The organism is Mycobacterium stomatepiae (genome assembly GCF_010731715.1).
Taxonomy (GTDB): Bacteria; Actinomycetota; Actinomycetes; order Mycobacteriales; family Mycobacteriaceae; genus Mycobacterium; species Mycobacterium stomatepiae.
Genome location: NZ_AP022587.1, coordinates 4,048,239 through 4,064,138 on the forward strand (window position 1 = coordinate 4,048,239; position 15,900 = coordinate 4,064,138).

General features: G+C 66.3%; 13 protein-coding genes and 1 pseudogene. 11 read left to right on the forward strand and 3 right to left on the reverse strand.

The features are described 5' to 3' along the window. Window positions 1-21 precede the first annotated feature (21 nt). The 10 genes and pseudogenes from mycP (G6N54_RS19115) (at window position 22) to G6N54_RS19160 (ending at window position 11,908) form a co-directional block, all read left to right on the forward strand. A pseudogene (mycP, locus tag G6N54_RS19115) lies at window positions 22-1,595 on the forward strand (type VII secretion-associated serine protease mycosin). Beyond that, window positions 1,592-3,145 (forward strand): type VII secretion protein EccE, encoded by a 1,554-nt coding sequence (gene eccE / locus G6N54_RS19120; RefSeq protein WP_163791444.1) that lies wholly within the window; start codon window positions 1,592-1,594, stop codon window positions 3,143-3,145. Before mycP (G6N54_RS19115) ends, eccE (G6N54_RS19120) begins: the two are co-directional and overlap by 4 nt. Further along, window positions 3,142-4,992, forward strand: coding sequence for a type VII secretion AAA-ATPase EccA (gene eccA / locus G6N54_RS19125; RefSeq protein ID WP_163791445.1), 1,851 nt, complete (start codon window positions 3,142-3,144; stop codon window positions 4,990-4,992). Before eccE (G6N54_RS19120) ends, eccA begins: the two co-directional genes overlap by 4 nt. 156 nt (window positions 4,993-5,148) lie before the next feature. Next, on the forward strand, window positions 5,149-6,495 hold the full coding sequence (gene mycP, locus G6N54_RS19130; RefSeq protein WP_163794837.1) for a type VII secretion-associated serine protease mycosin: 1,347 nt from the start codon (window positions 5,149-5,151) through the stop codon (window positions 6,493-6,495). 8 nt (window positions 6,496-6,503) lie between these two features. Further along, window positions 6,504-7,904 carry a type VII secretion protein EccE gene (eccE, locus tag G6N54_RS19135; protein ID WP_163791446.1) on the forward strand — a complete coding sequence of 467 codons (1,401 nt, stop codon included), beginning with the start codon at window positions 6,504-6,506 and terminating at the stop codon, window positions 7,902-7,904. Between the two features lie 145 nt (window positions 7,905-8,049). Continuing rightward, window positions 8,050-8,397, forward strand: a complete 348-nt coding sequence (locus G6N54_RS19140; RefSeq protein ID WP_232072891.1) for a YbaB/EbfC family nucleoid-associated protein — start codon at window positions 8,050-8,052, stop codon at window positions 8,395-8,397. Between the two features lie 55 nt (window positions 8,398-8,452). Then, the gene (locus G6N54_RS19145; RefSeq protein WP_163791447.1) at window positions 8,453-9,238 is read left to right on the forward strand and encodes a sulfotransferase family protein; all 786 of its coding nucleotides are present in this window, start codon (window positions 8,453-8,455) and stop codon (window positions 9,236-9,238) included. Between the two features lie 168 nt (window positions 9,239-9,406). Continuing rightward, window positions 9,407-10,261 carry a glycosyltransferase family 9 protein gene (locus tag G6N54_RS19150; RefSeq protein WP_163791448.1) on the forward strand — a complete coding sequence of 285 codons (855 nt, stop codon included), beginning with the start codon at window positions 9,407-9,409 and terminating at the stop codon, window positions 10,259-10,261. A gap of 23 nt (window positions 10,262-10,284) precedes the next feature. Further along, window positions 10,285-11,328, forward strand: a complete 1,044-nt coding sequence (locus G6N54_RS19155; protein ID WP_163791449.1) for a glycosyltransferase family 9 protein — start codon at window positions 10,285-10,287, stop codon at window positions 11,326-11,328. Continuing rightward, window positions 11,321-11,908 (forward strand): DUF4254 domain-containing protein, encoded by a 588-nt coding sequence (locus tag G6N54_RS19160; RefSeq protein WP_163791450.1) that lies wholly within the window; start codon window positions 11,321-11,323, stop codon window positions 11,906-11,908. The genes G6N54_RS19155 and G6N54_RS19160 overlap by 8 nt, the downstream gene beginning before the upstream one ends. Window positions 11,909-11,912: 4 nt before the next feature. Here the strand turns inward: G6N54_RS19160 and G6N54_RS19165 are convergent, their stop codons facing one another. The 3 genes from G6N54_RS19165 to G6N54_RS19175 are packed head-to-tail and all read right to left on the reverse strand — an operon-like array spanning window position 11,913 to window position 14,637. Next, window positions 11,913-12,689 carry a hypothetical protein gene (locus tag G6N54_RS19165; RefSeq protein ID WP_163791451.1) on the reverse strand — a complete coding sequence of 259 codons (777 nt, stop codon included), beginning with the start codon at window positions 12,687-12,689 and terminating at the stop codon, window positions 11,913-11,915. After that, window positions 12,686-13,645, reverse strand: a complete 960-nt coding sequence (locus G6N54_RS19170; RefSeq protein ID WP_163791452.1) for a sulfotransferase family protein — start codon at window positions 13,643-13,645, stop codon at window positions 12,686-12,688. The genes G6N54_RS19165 and G6N54_RS19170 overlap by 4 nt, the downstream gene beginning before the upstream one ends. An 11-nt stretch (window positions 13,646-13,656) precedes the next feature. After that, the gene (locus G6N54_RS19175; RefSeq protein ID WP_163791453.1) at window positions 13,657-14,637 is read right to left on the reverse strand and encodes a TauD/TfdA dioxygenase family protein; all 981 of its coding nucleotides are present in this window, start codon (window positions 14,635-14,637) and stop codon (window positions 13,657-13,659) included. A 158-nt stretch (window positions 14,638-14,795) separates the two neighbouring features. Here G6N54_RS19175 and G6N54_RS19180 point away from each other — a divergent pair, with 158 nt between their 5' ends. After that, complete coding sequence (locus G6N54_RS19180; RefSeq protein ID WP_163794839.1) at window positions 14,796-15,515, forward strand: FkbM family methyltransferase; 720 nt, start codon at window positions 14,796-14,798, stop codon at window positions 15,513-15,515. Window positions 15,516-15,900 lie beyond the last annotated feature (385 nt).

Genomic DNA, 15,900 nt, shown 5'->3' on the forward strand with positions numbered 1-15,900 from the left:
ACTGCGTTCACCGCTCGCGCAATGACCCAGCGGGTCGCCGCCATGGCGCTGACGAGCCTGCTGGTCCTCCTTATCGCGGGTCTTCCTGCCGCTCAAGCGATTCCACCGCCAGTCGTCGATCCCGGCCGGGTCCCGGCCGACGGCAAGCCGGCTTCCGATCAGCCGATGCGGCAGGCGTTCGCCTGTGCGCGGACGATCACCGTCGCCGATCCGAACGTGGCGTTGCCCGCGCCCGGATTCACGATGCTCAATGTCAGCAAGGCCTGGCAGTACTCGACCGGCAACGGGGTGCCCGTCGCAGTCATCGACACCGGCATCAACCCCAGCCGACGACTGCCGGTAGTGGCCGGCGGTGACTACATCATGGGCGGTGACGGACTGAGCGACTGCGATGCGCACGGAACCGTCGTAGCGTCGTTGATTGGGGCCGCGCCGCAAGGTATTCCGATGCCCGCACCGATGCCGAGCGCACCGGCCTTCCCGCCGCCGGCGGGAAGGCCGCCGACGCGGGCGCACCGCCACCCGGCGGACCACCGCCGCCGCCCGCACCACCGCCACCGCCACCACCCGACGCCCCGGCGAACGGGCCGGGGGATCCCGCGCCCGGCCAGCCCGACGATCCCGAGGTGCCGCCGCCGCCGGGCGCACCCGACGGTGTCGCCGGCGTCGCACCGCACGCGACCGTCATTTCCATCCGTCAGTCGTCGCGGGCCTTCGAGCCGGTGAACCCCGGCGGCGGCGACTTCGAGGGACGCAAGAAGGCCGGCACCATCGCGACGCTGGCCAGCGCCATCGTGCACGCGGCGAACATTGGCGCCAAGGTGATCAATATCAGTGTGACGGCGTGTGTTTCGGCCGCCGATCCGCTGGATCAGAGCGCCATCGGCGCCGCCGTCTGGTACGCGGCCACGGTCAAGGACGCCGTCATCGTCGCGGCGGCCGGCAACGACAACGAGGAGGGCTGCGCCCAGAACCCGACGTTCGATCCGCTTAACGCGTCCGATCCGCGCGACTGGCATCAAGTCAAGACGGTGTCGTCGCCGTCCTGGTTCTCCGATTACGTGCTGTCGGTGGGTGCCGTTGACAACACCGGAGCACCGATCAACAAGAGTCTGGCCGGCCCCTGGGTGGCCGCGGCGGCACCGGGCGTCGGGGTCATGGGCCTGTCACCGGAAACCGGGGGACCGGCGAACGCGTACCCGCCGATCCGCCCGGGCGAGAAGAACATGCCGTTTTGGGGAACCAGCTTCTCCGCGGCGTACGTCAGCGGGGTGGCCGCGCTGGTGCGGGCAAAATATTCGGGACTGTCCGCGCACCAGATCATCAACAGGATTCTGCAGACCGCGCACAATCCACCCCGCGGCGTCGACAACCAGGTCGGTTACGGAGTGGTCGACCCGGTGGCCGCGCTAACCTTCGATGTGCCCGCGGGAGAGCGGCTTTCACCGGCAGCTGCGAGTCGCATCGTCTATCCGTCACCGCCACCGCCACCGCCGGATCACCGCGCCCGCAACGTGGCGCTGGTCTTCGCCGGCGTGGTGGCTGCGGCGATCGCGGTAGTTTCGTTGATCGTTCGGGCACGGCGCGAGCGATGACGGCCGCCACCAAGTTGACGATCATCGCCGCCATCTTCGCCGCCGCCCTGATTGGCTGGGCCTTGGGCGGATACCCCGGTGCCATAGCAGGTTTGGTGATCGGATTCGCCTTCGGCGTGATTCGTTGGCGAGGTCAGCCGATGTGGTCATGGCTGATCCTGTGGCTCCGGCGCCGTCGGCCGATTGTCTGGACCGAACCGCTCACGGTGGCCAATGACCGGGCCGGCGGCGGTATCCGCTATCAGGACGGCATCGCGGTGGCGGCGGTCCAGGTGCTCGGAAAACCGCACACCCCAACGTTGTTCACCGGGTCGACCGCGACCTATTCGGACAACTCCTTCGACATCACCGACCTGACGCCGCTGTTGCATCAGAGCCTCGGCCTCACACTGGATTCACTCAGCGTCGTCACCGCCGGGGCCCGTCGGCGCAGCACCGGTGACTACCCGCGCGTGTACGACACGTTGATCGGTACGCCTCCCTACGCCGGCCAGCGCGAAACCTGGCTCATCGTGCGCATCTCGGCTCTCGACAATGTCGAGGCGCTGCGCGCGCGTACCTCGGTCGGCACCGCGACGCTCGCGGCCGCTCAGCGGATCAGCGCGGCCTTGCGTCAGCACGGTATCCGCGCCAGGGTCGCGACGGCCACCGACATCGTCGAGATGGAACGGCGGTTGGGCCGCTCCGCGCTGGACATCTCGAATCGGCGTTGGCGATCGGTGCGTGGCGACAGTGGCTGGTTGACGACCTATTGGTACCGGCCCGGCGACATTACGTCGGAGAAGCTGGCGGAGGCGTGGTCGGCACGCGTCGACGGAATCGTGCAGAACGTCACGCTGTTCAGCTCCAAAACAGGCCCTGTCACCGCCACGGCCACTGTGACGGTGCGCAGCGCTCAGCCGCCGACGGCGTCGTTGAGCATGCGGCTGCGGACCTTGCGGGGTGAGCAGGCTCAGGCTGTCGCCACCAGCATGTGCGGGCCGTTGCCGCGGCTGCGCGGCATCCATCACGGGGTACTGCACGGCCCGCTGGTCGTCCCGATCGGACCGTCGGGTGTGTTGCTCGGCAAGGTCGCCGGGGGCAACCGGATGCTGCTGCCGCTCGACGATGCGGGAGATTTCAGCCGGGTGCACATCGCCGCGGAGGACGCGCTGGCCAAGCGGTTCATCATCCGCCTGGCCGGTGCCGGCGAGCGGATCACCGTGCACACGCGAAACATGCAGCGGTGGGCCAGTGTTCGGATGCCGGACATTGTGGTGACCGATCAACCCAAACCGGTGTCGGGCACCACGGTCAGCGTCGTCGACGGCAGCATGTCGCCCGCGCCGCGACCGAACACACTCATTTCGATCGGAGGGCCCGGCGAACCGTACCGGGGGACCGCCAATGTGCTGATCACCCAGACGGGCCCGGCGACGGTCGACGTGATCGCGGCGGACGGTCACCTGCATGCGGTGGAAGTGGAGCTGTTCCGCGCCGAGAATCGATACGTATCGTCGGAACCGATGGCATTGCGAACCCCTGATCTCGAAGCGGTGGATACACCATGACCAGCAGCACGACGCCGGCCGCCGCGCGCAAGTATTTCGACGCGGCGATGGCGGTGCTCGACAGCGACGTCACCGCGGCCGCGGCCCGGTTTCGGGAGGCAACCGAAATCGACCCGTCGATGGCGGATGCTTGGCTGGGCCGGATCGCGGCCGGCGACGAGGCGTTGTCGACCGTCGAACAGCTCTACAACTACGGCAGCCGGCTGCACCGGGAGACCAGCCGGATCGGCGCGCGCCTGTCAGCGCCGATCAAAGCCGGTCCGTATCTCTCGATTTCGGTGACCGAGGCCTCGCATGCCGGCCTCGCGCTGGCGAGCGCCCTGATCGACGATCGTCAATACGAGAAAGCCGAAGCGCTGCTTGGGGATTCGACGCTGCTGGACACGTGGGAGAATCACCAGTGGAAGCAGTACATCGAGTCCTACCTGATGTTCGCCACCCAACGATGGCCGGACGTCATCGCGGTGGCCGCGGCCATCTTGCCGCCGCAGGCCATCATCATGTCGGCCGTCACCGCGGCCACCTGCACCCTGGCGGCGCACGCCGCGGCACACCTCGGCCAGGCGCGGGTTGCGCTGGAATGGACCGACCGTGTCGAGCTGCGCTCCGGGTTCGGTGGCCCGACCGAGACGCGTCGTCAACACCTCGAAACCGCCGTCACCGCAGTCGATCCCACCGACTTCCCGCTGATCGCCGCCGACCTCGCCTATGTCCGCGGAATGGCACATCGTCAACTCGGCGAGGAGCCCAAGGCGCAGATCTGGCTGTCCAAGGCCACGATCAACGGGGCATTGATCGAGCCCGCCAAGCAAGCGCTGGCCGATCCCGCGTTACAGCTGGTCGTCACCGACGAGGACGCGATCAGTTCGCGGACCAACAAATGGGATGTGACGACCGAACTGTCGGAGCAACAGCGACAGGAGGAGGAGAACCAGGAGCGGCGCACCGAACTCCTGCAAGAGGGACGCGCGCTGCTCGACAACCAGGTCGGACTGGCCGACGTCAAACGCGCGGTCGCCGAACTCGAAGACCAGATCGAGGTTCGCGCGCTGCGCCTGGCGGCGGGGCTGCCGGTGGCCAACCAGACCAACCACATGCTGCTGGTAGGCCCGCCGGGCACCGGTAAGACCACCACCGCCGAGGCGCTGGGAAAGATCTACGCCGGGCTGGGCATCGTGCGGCATCCGGAGATCGTCGAAGTCAAGCGAGCCGATTTCTGCGGGGAGCACATCGGCGCATCAGGACCCAAGACCAACGAGCTGATCGACCGGTCGCTGGGCCGCATCCTGTTCATGGACGAGTTCTATTCGCTGGTGGAACGCCACCAGGACGGGCGCCCGGACATGATCGGCATGGAGGCGGTCAACCAGCTGCTGGTCGCGCTCGAGGTACACCGGTTCGACTTCTGTTTCATCGGCGCGGGATACGAGAAGGAAGTCGACGAATTCCTCACCGTGAACCCGGGTCTGGCGGGCCGCTTCAACCGCAAATTGCGGTTCGAGTCGTACACGCCCGACGAGCTGGTGGAAATCGCCGTCCGCTACGGCAAACCCCGTGCCACGGTGCTCGATCCCGCCACCGCCGAGGCGCTGAAGGCCGCCTGCGCGACGTTGCGCGGCTACCGCGCACCCGATGGTGCGCACGGCATCGACGTCATGCATAACGGTCGGTTCGCGCGCAATGTCGTCGAGCGCGCGGAGCGGCTGCGGGACTCGCGGGTGGCCGCACAGCATCGCGTCGACAAAGGGTCGGTGACGGTGGAGGATCTGCAAACGCTTCGCACCCAGGACGTCGTTGCGGCGGTCAAGGACGCGTGCGCGGAAAAGCATGTGCCGATAGTGCTTTGACCAGGCGCTAACCGCTCGCGGATTAGCTCGGGCGCCCCGGCGGGCAGCGTTGCAGGAAACGCGTTGTCCCCGCAGCCGGAAAGCTTAAGATGCACGCAGGCCCGCGACCGGGGTCGTGCGGTGGCGAACAAGGGCTGATGAATGGAGCGTCCGGCGGTGCACCGCATCTTCCTGATCACGGCGGCATTCACGCTAGCCGTGGTCAGTGCGCCTCCCGCCGTGGCGGTAGCGCCACCGCTGATCGACTCGACGGCGGTTCCGCCCGATGTGACGGGTCCCGATCAGCCGCTCGAGCAGAAGCGTGTCTGCAAGGCGCCGTTGTCGCTGCCGGGCACCAATTTCCACGATCCCCCGTGGCCGAACACCTACCTCGGTATCACCCAGGCTCAGAAATTCGCGACCGGCGCGGGCATCACCGTGGCCGTGATCGATACCGGGCTGGACGCCTCACCACGGGTCCCCGCGGAGCCGGGGGGCGACTTCGTCGTCAAGGACGGCAACGGGCTCTCCGACTGTGATTCGCACGGCACGCTCACCGCATCCATCATCGCCGGGCGGCCCGCGCTGACCGACGGATTCGTCGGTGTCGCGCCCGACGCGCGGTTGGTATCGGTGCGGCAGACCTCGGAGGCCTTCGAGCCGAACGATTCCCAACCCGACTCGGGCGACCCGAACGCCACGCCGGCAGCGGGCTCGGTCCGCAGCCTGGCCCGTGCGGTGGTGCACGCCGCGAACCTGGGCGCCGGCGTGATCAACATCAGCGAGGCGGCCTGCTTCAAGGCCAAAAAGCAGGTCGACGAGACGACCTTGGGTGGCGCGCTCAACTACGCGGTCAACGTCAAGGGTGCTGTGGTCGTCGTCGCGGCCGGCAACATCGGTGGGGATTGCCAACAGAATCCACCGCCCGACGCATCCATTCCCTCCGATCCCCGTGGCTGGCAAGGGGTTCAGACGATCGTCACTCCGGCGTGGTACGCACCGCTCGTGCTGACCGTCGGCGGAGTCGGGCAAAACGGGGCACCGAGTGAGTTCTCGATGCACGGACCATGGGTGAGCGTGGCCGCGGCCGCCGACAATGTGATTGCCCTCGGCCCCGGCGGCGACCCGGTGGATGCGTTGTCAGGCAAGGAGGGTCCGGTGCCGATCGCCGGAACCTCGTTCGCCGCGGCCTACGTATCCGGCCTGGCGGCGCTGGTGCGACAGAAATTCCCCGACCTGACGCCGGCCCAGATCATGCACCGGATCATCGCGACCGCGCGTCACCCCGGAGGGGGCGTCGACGACGCAGTCGGCGCGGGCATTGTCGACGGCGTTGCGGCGCTCACCTGGGACGTCCCCAATGGCCCACCGACACCGCTGGATCCGGTCAAAGCGCTCCAAGCCCCGGTGCCGGTGCCGAGCCCCGATCACGGGCCGATCGATGCTGTGACGATGGGGGTCATGAGTCTGATCGTCGCGCTGGGATTGGCCGCACTGGTCGGGCGAGCCTTGAAACGGCGCTGACGAACCTCATGCGATCACTACGACTCCGGTTCAGCAGCGGTCACGCGATATGGGTGGCCGCACTGGCGCCGCTGTGCATTCTGCTGTTCATGGGCACCCACTACCAGTGGGCCGGCCCGACACTGGTGGCGGTCGGTGTCGTGGTCGCGACGGTCACGTTCCACGGCCGGCGCCTCACCGGTTGGGTGGTGGCCATGCTCGCGTGGTTGCTGCGGCACCGCAGGTCGCCCGAACTTCCCTCGGAGCCCGAGGTCGGTGCGACCGTCTTGCCCGGAGACCACGTGGCCGTGCGCTGGCAAGGCGAGCATCTGGTCGCGGTCATCGACCTCATTCCGCGGCCGTTCACGCCGACGGTCGTCGTCGATGGAAAGGCCAACACCGACGACGTGGTGGACACTCGGCTGCTCGAGCAACTACTCGCGGTGCACGGTCCCGACTTGGAGGCAGACGTCGTGTCGGCCGGGTTCCGGGTCGGCAAGACGGCATCCCCCGAGGCGCGCAGCCCGTATCAGGAAGTGATCGGCAGTGATCCGGCGCCGGCCTACCGCCGGACCTGGATCGTGATGCGCGCCGATCCACTGCGCGCTCAGGCGTCCGCCCGGCGGCGCGATGAGGGAGCAGCGGGGATCGCGCGCTACCTGGTGGCGTCGACCACCCGGATCGCCGACCGGCTGGCGAGCCATGGCCTGGATACCGAATTAGCACGCAGCTTTGACGATTTCGACCATGCCACCGAGATCAGCTTCGTGCGGGAGAAGTGGTCAAAGATCAAGGGGCAGGACAACTTCACGGCCGCCTACGTAGCGCCCGGCGGCCCCGATGTGTGGTGGTCGGCGCCGGCCGATCACACCATCACCCGGACCCGCATCGTTCCTGGGGAGTCACCGCGGTCCACGGTGCTTTTGACCACAGCGAACAGCCCGAAAAGGCCGCGCGGGTTTTCGCGGGTCTCCGGCGGCCAGCGTGCCGCGCTGCAAGGCCAGACCGTCGTCTCCGGTCGGCACTGGCAGTTGCCGATCGGGTCGGCGGGTGTGCTGGTGGGCGAAACGGCGAGCAAGTATCCGGTCTATATGCCGTTCGACGATGTCGACGCGAGCATCAGCCTGGGTGATGCCCGCGCCTTCATGCAGTTCGCCGTCCGTGCGGCGGCCGCGGGTGGAATCGTCACGCTCGCAGCGCATTTCCAGGAATTCGCCGACCTGATCGGCGCGGAGGTCGGGCCGGAGTCGAAGGTGGCGTGGCCGCAGGCAACGACTTATCTGGGCCGGCATAGCGGCGTGGACCGGGTGATCCTGCGTAACAATGTGATCAGCACGCCGCGGCACCGCCAATTGCCGATCCATCCGGTTTCACAGCGCGACGAAAGTCGGTATCTGACTACACTTCCGGGTCGACGAGACGGCTCCTGACGTCTGAGCCGGGGGAGCTTGGATGCCAGATGAACAAGGATTTAACTGTCTCCGGGGTACGATGCGCCGCCTTACACTAAGAGTCTGCGTGGCCGAGGCACTCGCCCAGGTAGGCCGCTATCCCCGACGCGAAGGATGAATCGACGTGCAACCACGAGAGCACCCGCAGGCCACTGCGGTCATGGACGAGTTCAAAAAGTTCAGCGACGTCCTCGAGGGCGCCTTGAAGCAGAGGGGTACCGGCTCGTTCACCGCCACGGACGACTCGGAGACGGTCGAGGTGGTCATCAACGGTGACATGTGCGTGACGCAGCTGCACATCGAGGATGGCCTGCTGCGGCTGGGCGCGGAAACGGTGCAGGAGCGCATCAACGAGGCGCTGATCAGGGCGACCGCCGAGGCGTCGGCGAGCATCGAAGCCAGCCAGGTGGAGACCTTCGAAAAGCTGACCCAGATCGTCGATTCGCTGCAGAAGATCGCCGGGGAGGCCTAGGTCGAAGGGCATTCTGCTGCGGGCCAGGCCACCGTTCAGGGGATACGGTCGACCGGTGCAGCTGTTCGTCGTGGGGCCGCCGAGGTCCGGGTTGACGATCGTCACCCAGGTCCTCAACCACCATCACGACATCGAGATCTTCGACGAGATCGATCTGATCGACATCGCTCGGTCCGGCGAGTCGGTCGTCGGGACTTTGGCGGCCTTCCTACTCGAACGCGGGGTGTACCACGACTACCGTCGGTCCGCACGGGAAACGGCGGACCCAGCCCGGGCTCTACGGGCGGTCATGACCGAAATCGCCAGCCCCTGCACGATCTGGGGCGAGAAAAATCCAAGGTATGCAATGCGGCTCGAGATGCTCCGGCGATGCTTTCCCGAGGCGGCGGTGCTGTTCGTGCTGCGCGACCCTCGCGAGGTGGTGAACTCTTGCCTGCTGCACCGGGATTCGCCCCTGCGTACCGATTTGGATTTCTGGATCAAGAACACCGTGGCCGAAGCGCTCGCACTTGTCGAGAGCTGCCTGGACTCGATCAAGACCGACGACGCCGAGCTGGTTGTGCTGCGCTTCGAAGCCTTCGCTGCCCAGCCGAGGCAGACGCTCGACGCCGCCCTGCGGCGTTGGGGCCTGAGCTTTGCCGATGCCGCCGCCGCGTTGGCCCATCGCGCCCCGGAGACGGTCGGCGACAACCAGTTCTACCGTGGCGGCATCACGCTGCCGTGGAAGGCCGGCAACCTCGCGCCGCTGCATCACGCGTCCTCGGCGCGGGTCCGCATCGACGCCGACGATCCGGCTTGGTCCCAGGTCGATGCGCTGGCGCAGCGCTTCGGTTACAACTGAGCAGGTTCTCGCAATGACGCTAAGCCATCTACTGCAGGCGGAAAGACCCGCGTTTTGCTTCGTCACCAATGTCGGTGATGCCGTGCTGTCGCTGCCCACCCTGCGTGCTCTAGGCGAAATATTCAGCAGCCCAATCACATTGATCTGCCCCAAGGCCGCATTCGACCTGTGCTTCCGGGAGGTGAGTTCGCGGCTGGTCGACGTCACTGGGCTGCCCCTGACGGGCCCACCGCCATTGCCGGGAGGCCCGGAGCGCCCCCCGATTACGACGCTCTGGCCTCGGAGATCGGGCCCGTCGACGTCTTCATCGACACACTGCCGTGGAGTTCGCTGTCCAGCGTTGTCATTCAGCCGCTTTTGCAACGGCTGAGGTCCGCGACGAGCATCGGCTTCACCACCGGCCACGACATCGTGATCCCCAAGGGGGACTGTCACCACGCGGACCTCACCTTCAAGTTGGCCCAGTTTTTCGATCCGTCGCTGCGCATCGAACGCTACGCCCGGCCGGTACCCATACCCGCCGACGTGCACGAGCAGGCCCGATCGATTCGGGCCGCCGTCCCCGTCGGCGCCAAAGTACTCGTCGTGCATGCCGACAGTAATTGGATAGAAAAACGTTGGCCGGTAACCAGATTCATCGATCTGCTGGACCGCTTCTTGGCGCGCCACCACGACTTCGTGGCCTGGGTGGTCGGGATGGGATACGAGGAACTCAACGTCGCGCGACATGGCGACCGGGTCTTCGCACAGCTCGGGCTGCCACTCGATCTCACGACGGGATTGGTCGCCACCGCGGACCTGTTCGTGGGAATCGATTCCAGCATGTTGCACGCCGCGGATTTGGCGCGGGTGCCTGGCGTCGGACTTTTCGGCCCCACCAGCGCGGCGGAATGGGGATTCAGGTTCGCGCCACACCGGCACGTCGATATGAGTGCAATGGCCGATATCAGCGTGGAAGCGGTGCTCGATGCGCTGGAAGCGCTTGCCGACGCGGGGGTGCGCGGCGACGGCCCGGCCGTTTAAGCTCTCGCTGGAGGTTGGTCGGGTTGAGCGAAATTACGGTGCTGCAGGGCGGCCGCACGTCAACCGTCGATCGTGACGTGCTCGCCGGCCTGCTGCGGGCGCGCAACCCGGCGGTGTATTTCTCCACCCTGATCGGGGACTCGATCCTGACGCTGCCCACAATGCGCGCGCTGGCCGAAATGTTCACCGTCCCAATCACCTTAATCTGCCCCAAGAATGCTTTCGACCTGTGCTTCCATGCGATCAGCCCGCGTCTGATCGACATCACCGGCGTCGCCCCGGGCGGGCCGCCGATCGGGCGGGAGGCAAGCCGGACCCTGGACTACGACGATCTGGTGTCCGACATCGGTGCCGTCGACGTCTTTATCAACGCCATCCCGTGGGACATCCCGTCGAACATCTTCATCCGGCCGCTGTGGCGGCGCCTGTCTCCTACCACGAGTATCGGATTCCCGACCGACGACGGCTACGACATCATCATCCCGCGCGACCTGCCGCACTCGGCCGATCTGACATTCAAATTGGCCCGGCTCTTCGACCCGACACTGCGGCTCGAAAGTTACTCGCAGCCGGTGCCTCTCACGGCATCCGTGCGAGACGAAGCCCGGTCCATCCGCGCCGCCGTACCCGCCGGCATCAAGGTTCTGGTGGTGCACGCCGATGCCGGATGGACAGAGAAGCGCTGGCCCGCAACCAGATTCATCGACGTGCTGGACCGCTTTCTGTCGCGCCACCGCGACTTCGTGGCCTGGGTGGTCGGGATGGGCGACGAGGAGCTCAACGTGGGGCGTGAGCGCGATCGGGTCTTTCCCTATCTCGGGCTGCCTCTCGACCTCGCGATGGGCATGGTCGCCAACGCGGACCTGTTCCTCGGCGTCGACTCCGCCATGCTGCACGCCGCCGATCTGGCGCGGGTGCCCGGTATCGGCCTGTTCGGGCCGACCCGCCCCGAGCTGTGGGGGTTCCGATTCGGGCCGCACCGCCACGTCGAGCGGAAGGCCATGACGGACATAACCGTCGACGAAGTGCTCGATGCAATGGAAGAGGTTGTCGCAGAGCATGTCTGAACGAAGCGACTGCACACCGCGCGACTCGACGGGGGCGGACCTCCTCTCCGCCGTGCGCCGATTCTCCGCCGTCGCCGCGCTGTGGCACACCGCCGAGTCCAGCGGGGCGCCCGTTCGGGACGGCATCGGCGCCAAGGCTTTGCACCTGCACGCGCTGAACTTGGCCCTGTGGCATCACGAAGACGCCGTGCGCCGGCCCGGCGCCGACGACCAGGAGGTGGCCCGTCGGAAACATTGCATCGACGACGTCAACGCCCGGCGCAATGCGGCCATCGAAGACATCGATGCCGTGTTGCTCGATCGCGTCGAGCTGAACCCAAATGCACCGTTGCACACCGAAACCCCGGGCACCATCGTCGACCGGCTCTCGGTGCTTAGCCTTCGGATCGTGCCCACTCGTGACGAGGAGCCCGGCGCCCGGCTCGCGGTGCTCGACGAGCAGTACGCCGACTTGTTCAGTGGGCTTGAGCAGCTTCTCGCGCGCATGCGGGCCGGAGCGGTCCGGTTCAAGCTGTACCGGCAATTCAAGTCGGCAGCGCAGCGTGGTTACTGCGACCTGTTCGAGGACCGCGGCCACTGAGGCATCAATAGGCTGCGTCCGCCCACCATTGGGCCCAGTCGAGGTAGGGGTCCTTGTGCTCCTCGTACTGAAGGTGAAGTGCCAGTGAGGGTATCGGCGTGTACAGCGCGACCTGCTCACGCCAGATCCGGTTGATCGTCGACGCCTCGAAGATGTGGTGCTGCTGGCCGTAGGGCGTGCTCGAATAGCGGGAAAGCAATTCGAACAGCTCCCAATTTCGGCGCAATGTCTCGATCTCTACCCAGCAGGTGTTGGTGGTGTGGCTGTTGGTGCGCCAGTGCCTCTTGGTGCCGTAAACGATGCGACAGTCCTCCCGGCTGAATATCGGGCTCCAGTAATTCTTCGGATCGTCGTACGGGTGCAGTGCGACCTCCCGACCGCCGAGCTTGTCGCTGAGCAGCAGATGGACGTCGAGCATTTCCTGGATGGCAGACAACGCGTGCAGGTAGTCGTCTTCGACGAGATAGACGATCTCACGGCCTGCGTCACGGGCCTTGGAGAACGAGGCGAGACATGAGGCGTTGTATCCGCGATCGCCGAGTGCGATGAATTCGACCGGGGCGCCGCATGTTTCGAGTATCCGATGTAGCGTCGACAGCACCTCGGGCGACGAGTGGTCGTCGAACACCCGCAAGATGATGTCGCCGTCCGCGTGATTGATGGACGTCACGAGCGATTGGGTACAGCGCAGCATGATCTCGCTTTTGGGCGCGTCGACGTAGCGGTGCGCGCCGTGCACGCTGATGTCGGAGTGCGTCTGAAGGTGGATGTCGAGCTTCATGTCGCCGACCGCCGCAGCATGCGATCGAGTTCGCGGTATACGGGCTCGGCGAATCGTTCGGCGGCCTGCCGCAGCGCATCCGGTACCGGCCCGTCAGTCCCCTTGGCAAATGGCCGGGGTGTGGGGTCCTTCGAGTAGAACCGGGATTCCTCGGCCATGCGCTCGATCGCCGTCGGGCTGGTGTCCAGCCCGAAATGCGCTGCCGCGTGGGTCCATACGGCATCGGGCAGCTCGGCGTAGTCGAGCACAAGTCGTCCGGCCGGATCGTTCGCTGCTGCCTCGAGCATTGCGCCGAGTGCGCGGGACGCGAATTCGGCCCGCCCCATCGTGGGCACCAAGGCCTGATCGATACCGAGGAGCTGCGCGGCGTTACCGATCGCGGCCCGCGTCCCCAGCCAGCCCGGGGGATCGGCCAGCAGCGAGGCCAGGACGCGAACCGGATCTCGCTGCACCCAGATCCATGGAGTTTCCGGGAAGGCCGCGGCCAGCACCTCTCGACGCACGATGTTCCAGCTGGTGCATTTGAGCGCCAGCTGCCGCTCGTCACCGTGGCGGCGTCGGCCGAGCGCTCGCACCAACAGCCGCACCGCGTGGACCAGAAAGGTTGGATCGACCTGCGCGGGATCGAGCCCGAGCAGCGAGTTCAGTGGCGCCGGCTCGGCCACCACGACGACGCCGGGCAGCGTTCCCAGCAGCCGCGACACCACGGTCGATCCGCACCGCGAAACGTGAAAGATCATGCCCGCGGGCTCGAGTGATGGCGTGCTGTCGAGGGCCTCGAGCTCGTCGAGCCCGGTGCGTACCAGCGGCCGGGCAGCCTGGCCGGATTCCCAGCGCGCGACGGTCTGATCGAAGAACGGGTCGGTGAACCGCTCCGCCGAAAGATCGGCCCACCAGACCGCGGGGGCTGGACTGGCGAGGTCCAATCGGATCGGCGTCCAGGCGGCGAGGTCCATTGCAGGTGAACTCAGCGGGCTTGCTCGTCGGCAATCGATTCGGGTGTCCGGCCGCTGAGCTGCCGGCTGCGCCGACCGTGAATATCGACCGGAACCTCGCCGATCAAGGCGACGCGGTGCATCAGGCGGTGTTCGTCGTCGTAGTCGTCGACCGCGCGGTGCTGGGTGGCGTAGTTGTCCCAGATCGCCACGTCGCCCGGCTGCCAATCCCATCGGATGGTGTTCTCCGGCAAGGTAATACGCCGTTGCAACATCTCGAACAGAAGCTGCGACTCGTAGTTTTCCAGACCGATGAACCCGCGCGCCCACTGCCCGAGCAGCAGGGCACGCTCGCCGGTCCCGGGGTGTACCCGCACCACCGGATGTTCGATCCGGAATGTGGATTCCTCTTCGCGCGCGGCCTGCAGCTGGTTGCTCAGCATGTTGGTGTCGTGCAACGCGTGATACGGGGTGGGGGTGCCACCCGGGGTCAGGACGGTGCCCACCCCCTCCGCATGGCCGAGCTGGTCATACCGGTTGCCGCTGTGCAGGGCCCACAGGTTTTCGGTGAGGTGTTTCAGCGGCGTGGGCAACGACGCGTAGGCCGCCGCAGTGGATGCCCACAGCGTTGATCCGCCGTAGCTGGGCAGCGTCACCGCCCGCAGAATCGAGGCCCTCGGGATGGTGAGGGTGAACGTGTGATCGGTGTGCCAGCGAGTTGCCTTACCCCGGTGCGAGTCGACCAGGGACACCCCGGGTGGGCCGCCGGGAATCGCGTTGACGCCGAACACCCGGATCGGTGCGCCCAGCCGTTTGGCGAAGGCGAAATGCCGCTCGTCGTCGAGATGGTGCTGATCGCGGAAGAAGATCACCTTGTGCCGCAGCAGCGCCGCGTGGAGTTGATCCACCACCCCCGGATCCAGATCGCCGCCGAGTCGCACTCCATCGATGCGCGCACCAATGCGGGCGCCCAATTTGGTGACGGTTAGCGCGATTGCCGCCGGCCTTACCATCGCGGTGGTCCCTTCTGATTACGGCGTGGCGATGCGAAATATACCCATCCCAACCCTTTCTGGAGGCGTATCGCGATTCGGAATTGACCGCCACCGGCGCGAGGGCCGCCGGTGGCGAACTCGCCGACGGTTTGATGACCCAATGTTACTGTGACGCAATGGGTTTGTACTGGGTCACGAACCGGGCCACCAATGAGGTGAAGAACTTCCCTTCCGAATTGGAGTGGCGGCGCAAATTCGTGAGCGAACTCAAATCCCGTGGCGTCGACGTCGTCCTCGATATCGGCGCGAACTCAGGGCAGTACGCGGGCCGGCTGCGTGCGGCGGATTTCACTGGGCGCGTCGTTTCATTCGAGCCGCTCTCCGCGCCCTTCGCCCGCTTGCTGCGCAGCGCCGCGAAGCTCCAGCCCTGGGAATGCCGGCAGTGCGCGCTCGGCGATTTCGACGGAACGATCTCGATGAATGTCGCAGGCAACGCCGGGGAAAGCAGCTCCATCCTGCCGATGCTGCAACGACATCGCGACGTGTTCCCCCGGGCAAACTACGTCGGCGCTGAGGACGTCACCGTGTGCCGGCTCGACTCGGTCGCCTCGGCGGTCCTGGCGCCACACGAGGTGCCGTTTCTCAAAATAGACGTGCAGGGGTTCGAGAAGCGGGTGATCGAGGGCGGCATCGCGACCGTCAACGACCGTTGCGTCGGCATCGAATTGGAGCTGTCTTTCGAACGCCTGTATGACGGCGGAATGCTGATCCAAGAGGCGCTCGATCTGATGGAATCGTTGGGTTTCGTGCTGACCGGATTGGTGCCCGGTTTCATGGATATTCGCGCCGGCCAACTGCTGCAGGCCGATGGCGTGTTTTTCCGCTGTGACGACTGATCGCAGTGATTCGCCTAGCCAAATGGACTGTGGGTAAATGAGAGGGCGGCCCAACTTAACGGCTGATGTCGGCGACCTGAATGCGAGCCCAGTCGGACCAGCGTCGCTTGCGGTCTCGAGAAATCGCTGCGGGAAACCGTTAGAGCAGCAATGATCGGGTCCGAAATCGGTGCACGCGGGCCCTGTTTGGTGGATTACGATTGCATTCGGTCGCGGTCGTAGCCCGCTGCACCGCCCGCATGTCCTCGCAAGACGAAAGAGGTGGCCGGTGATTGCACCCCTTGCTAGGCGAGACGGTGATGCGGGCCGCTTGCCTCGGTGGCCGGCGAAGCCTTGTGCCGCATCCCGGACCGGGCGCGGGACTCGGGCGAATAACCACGCGGCA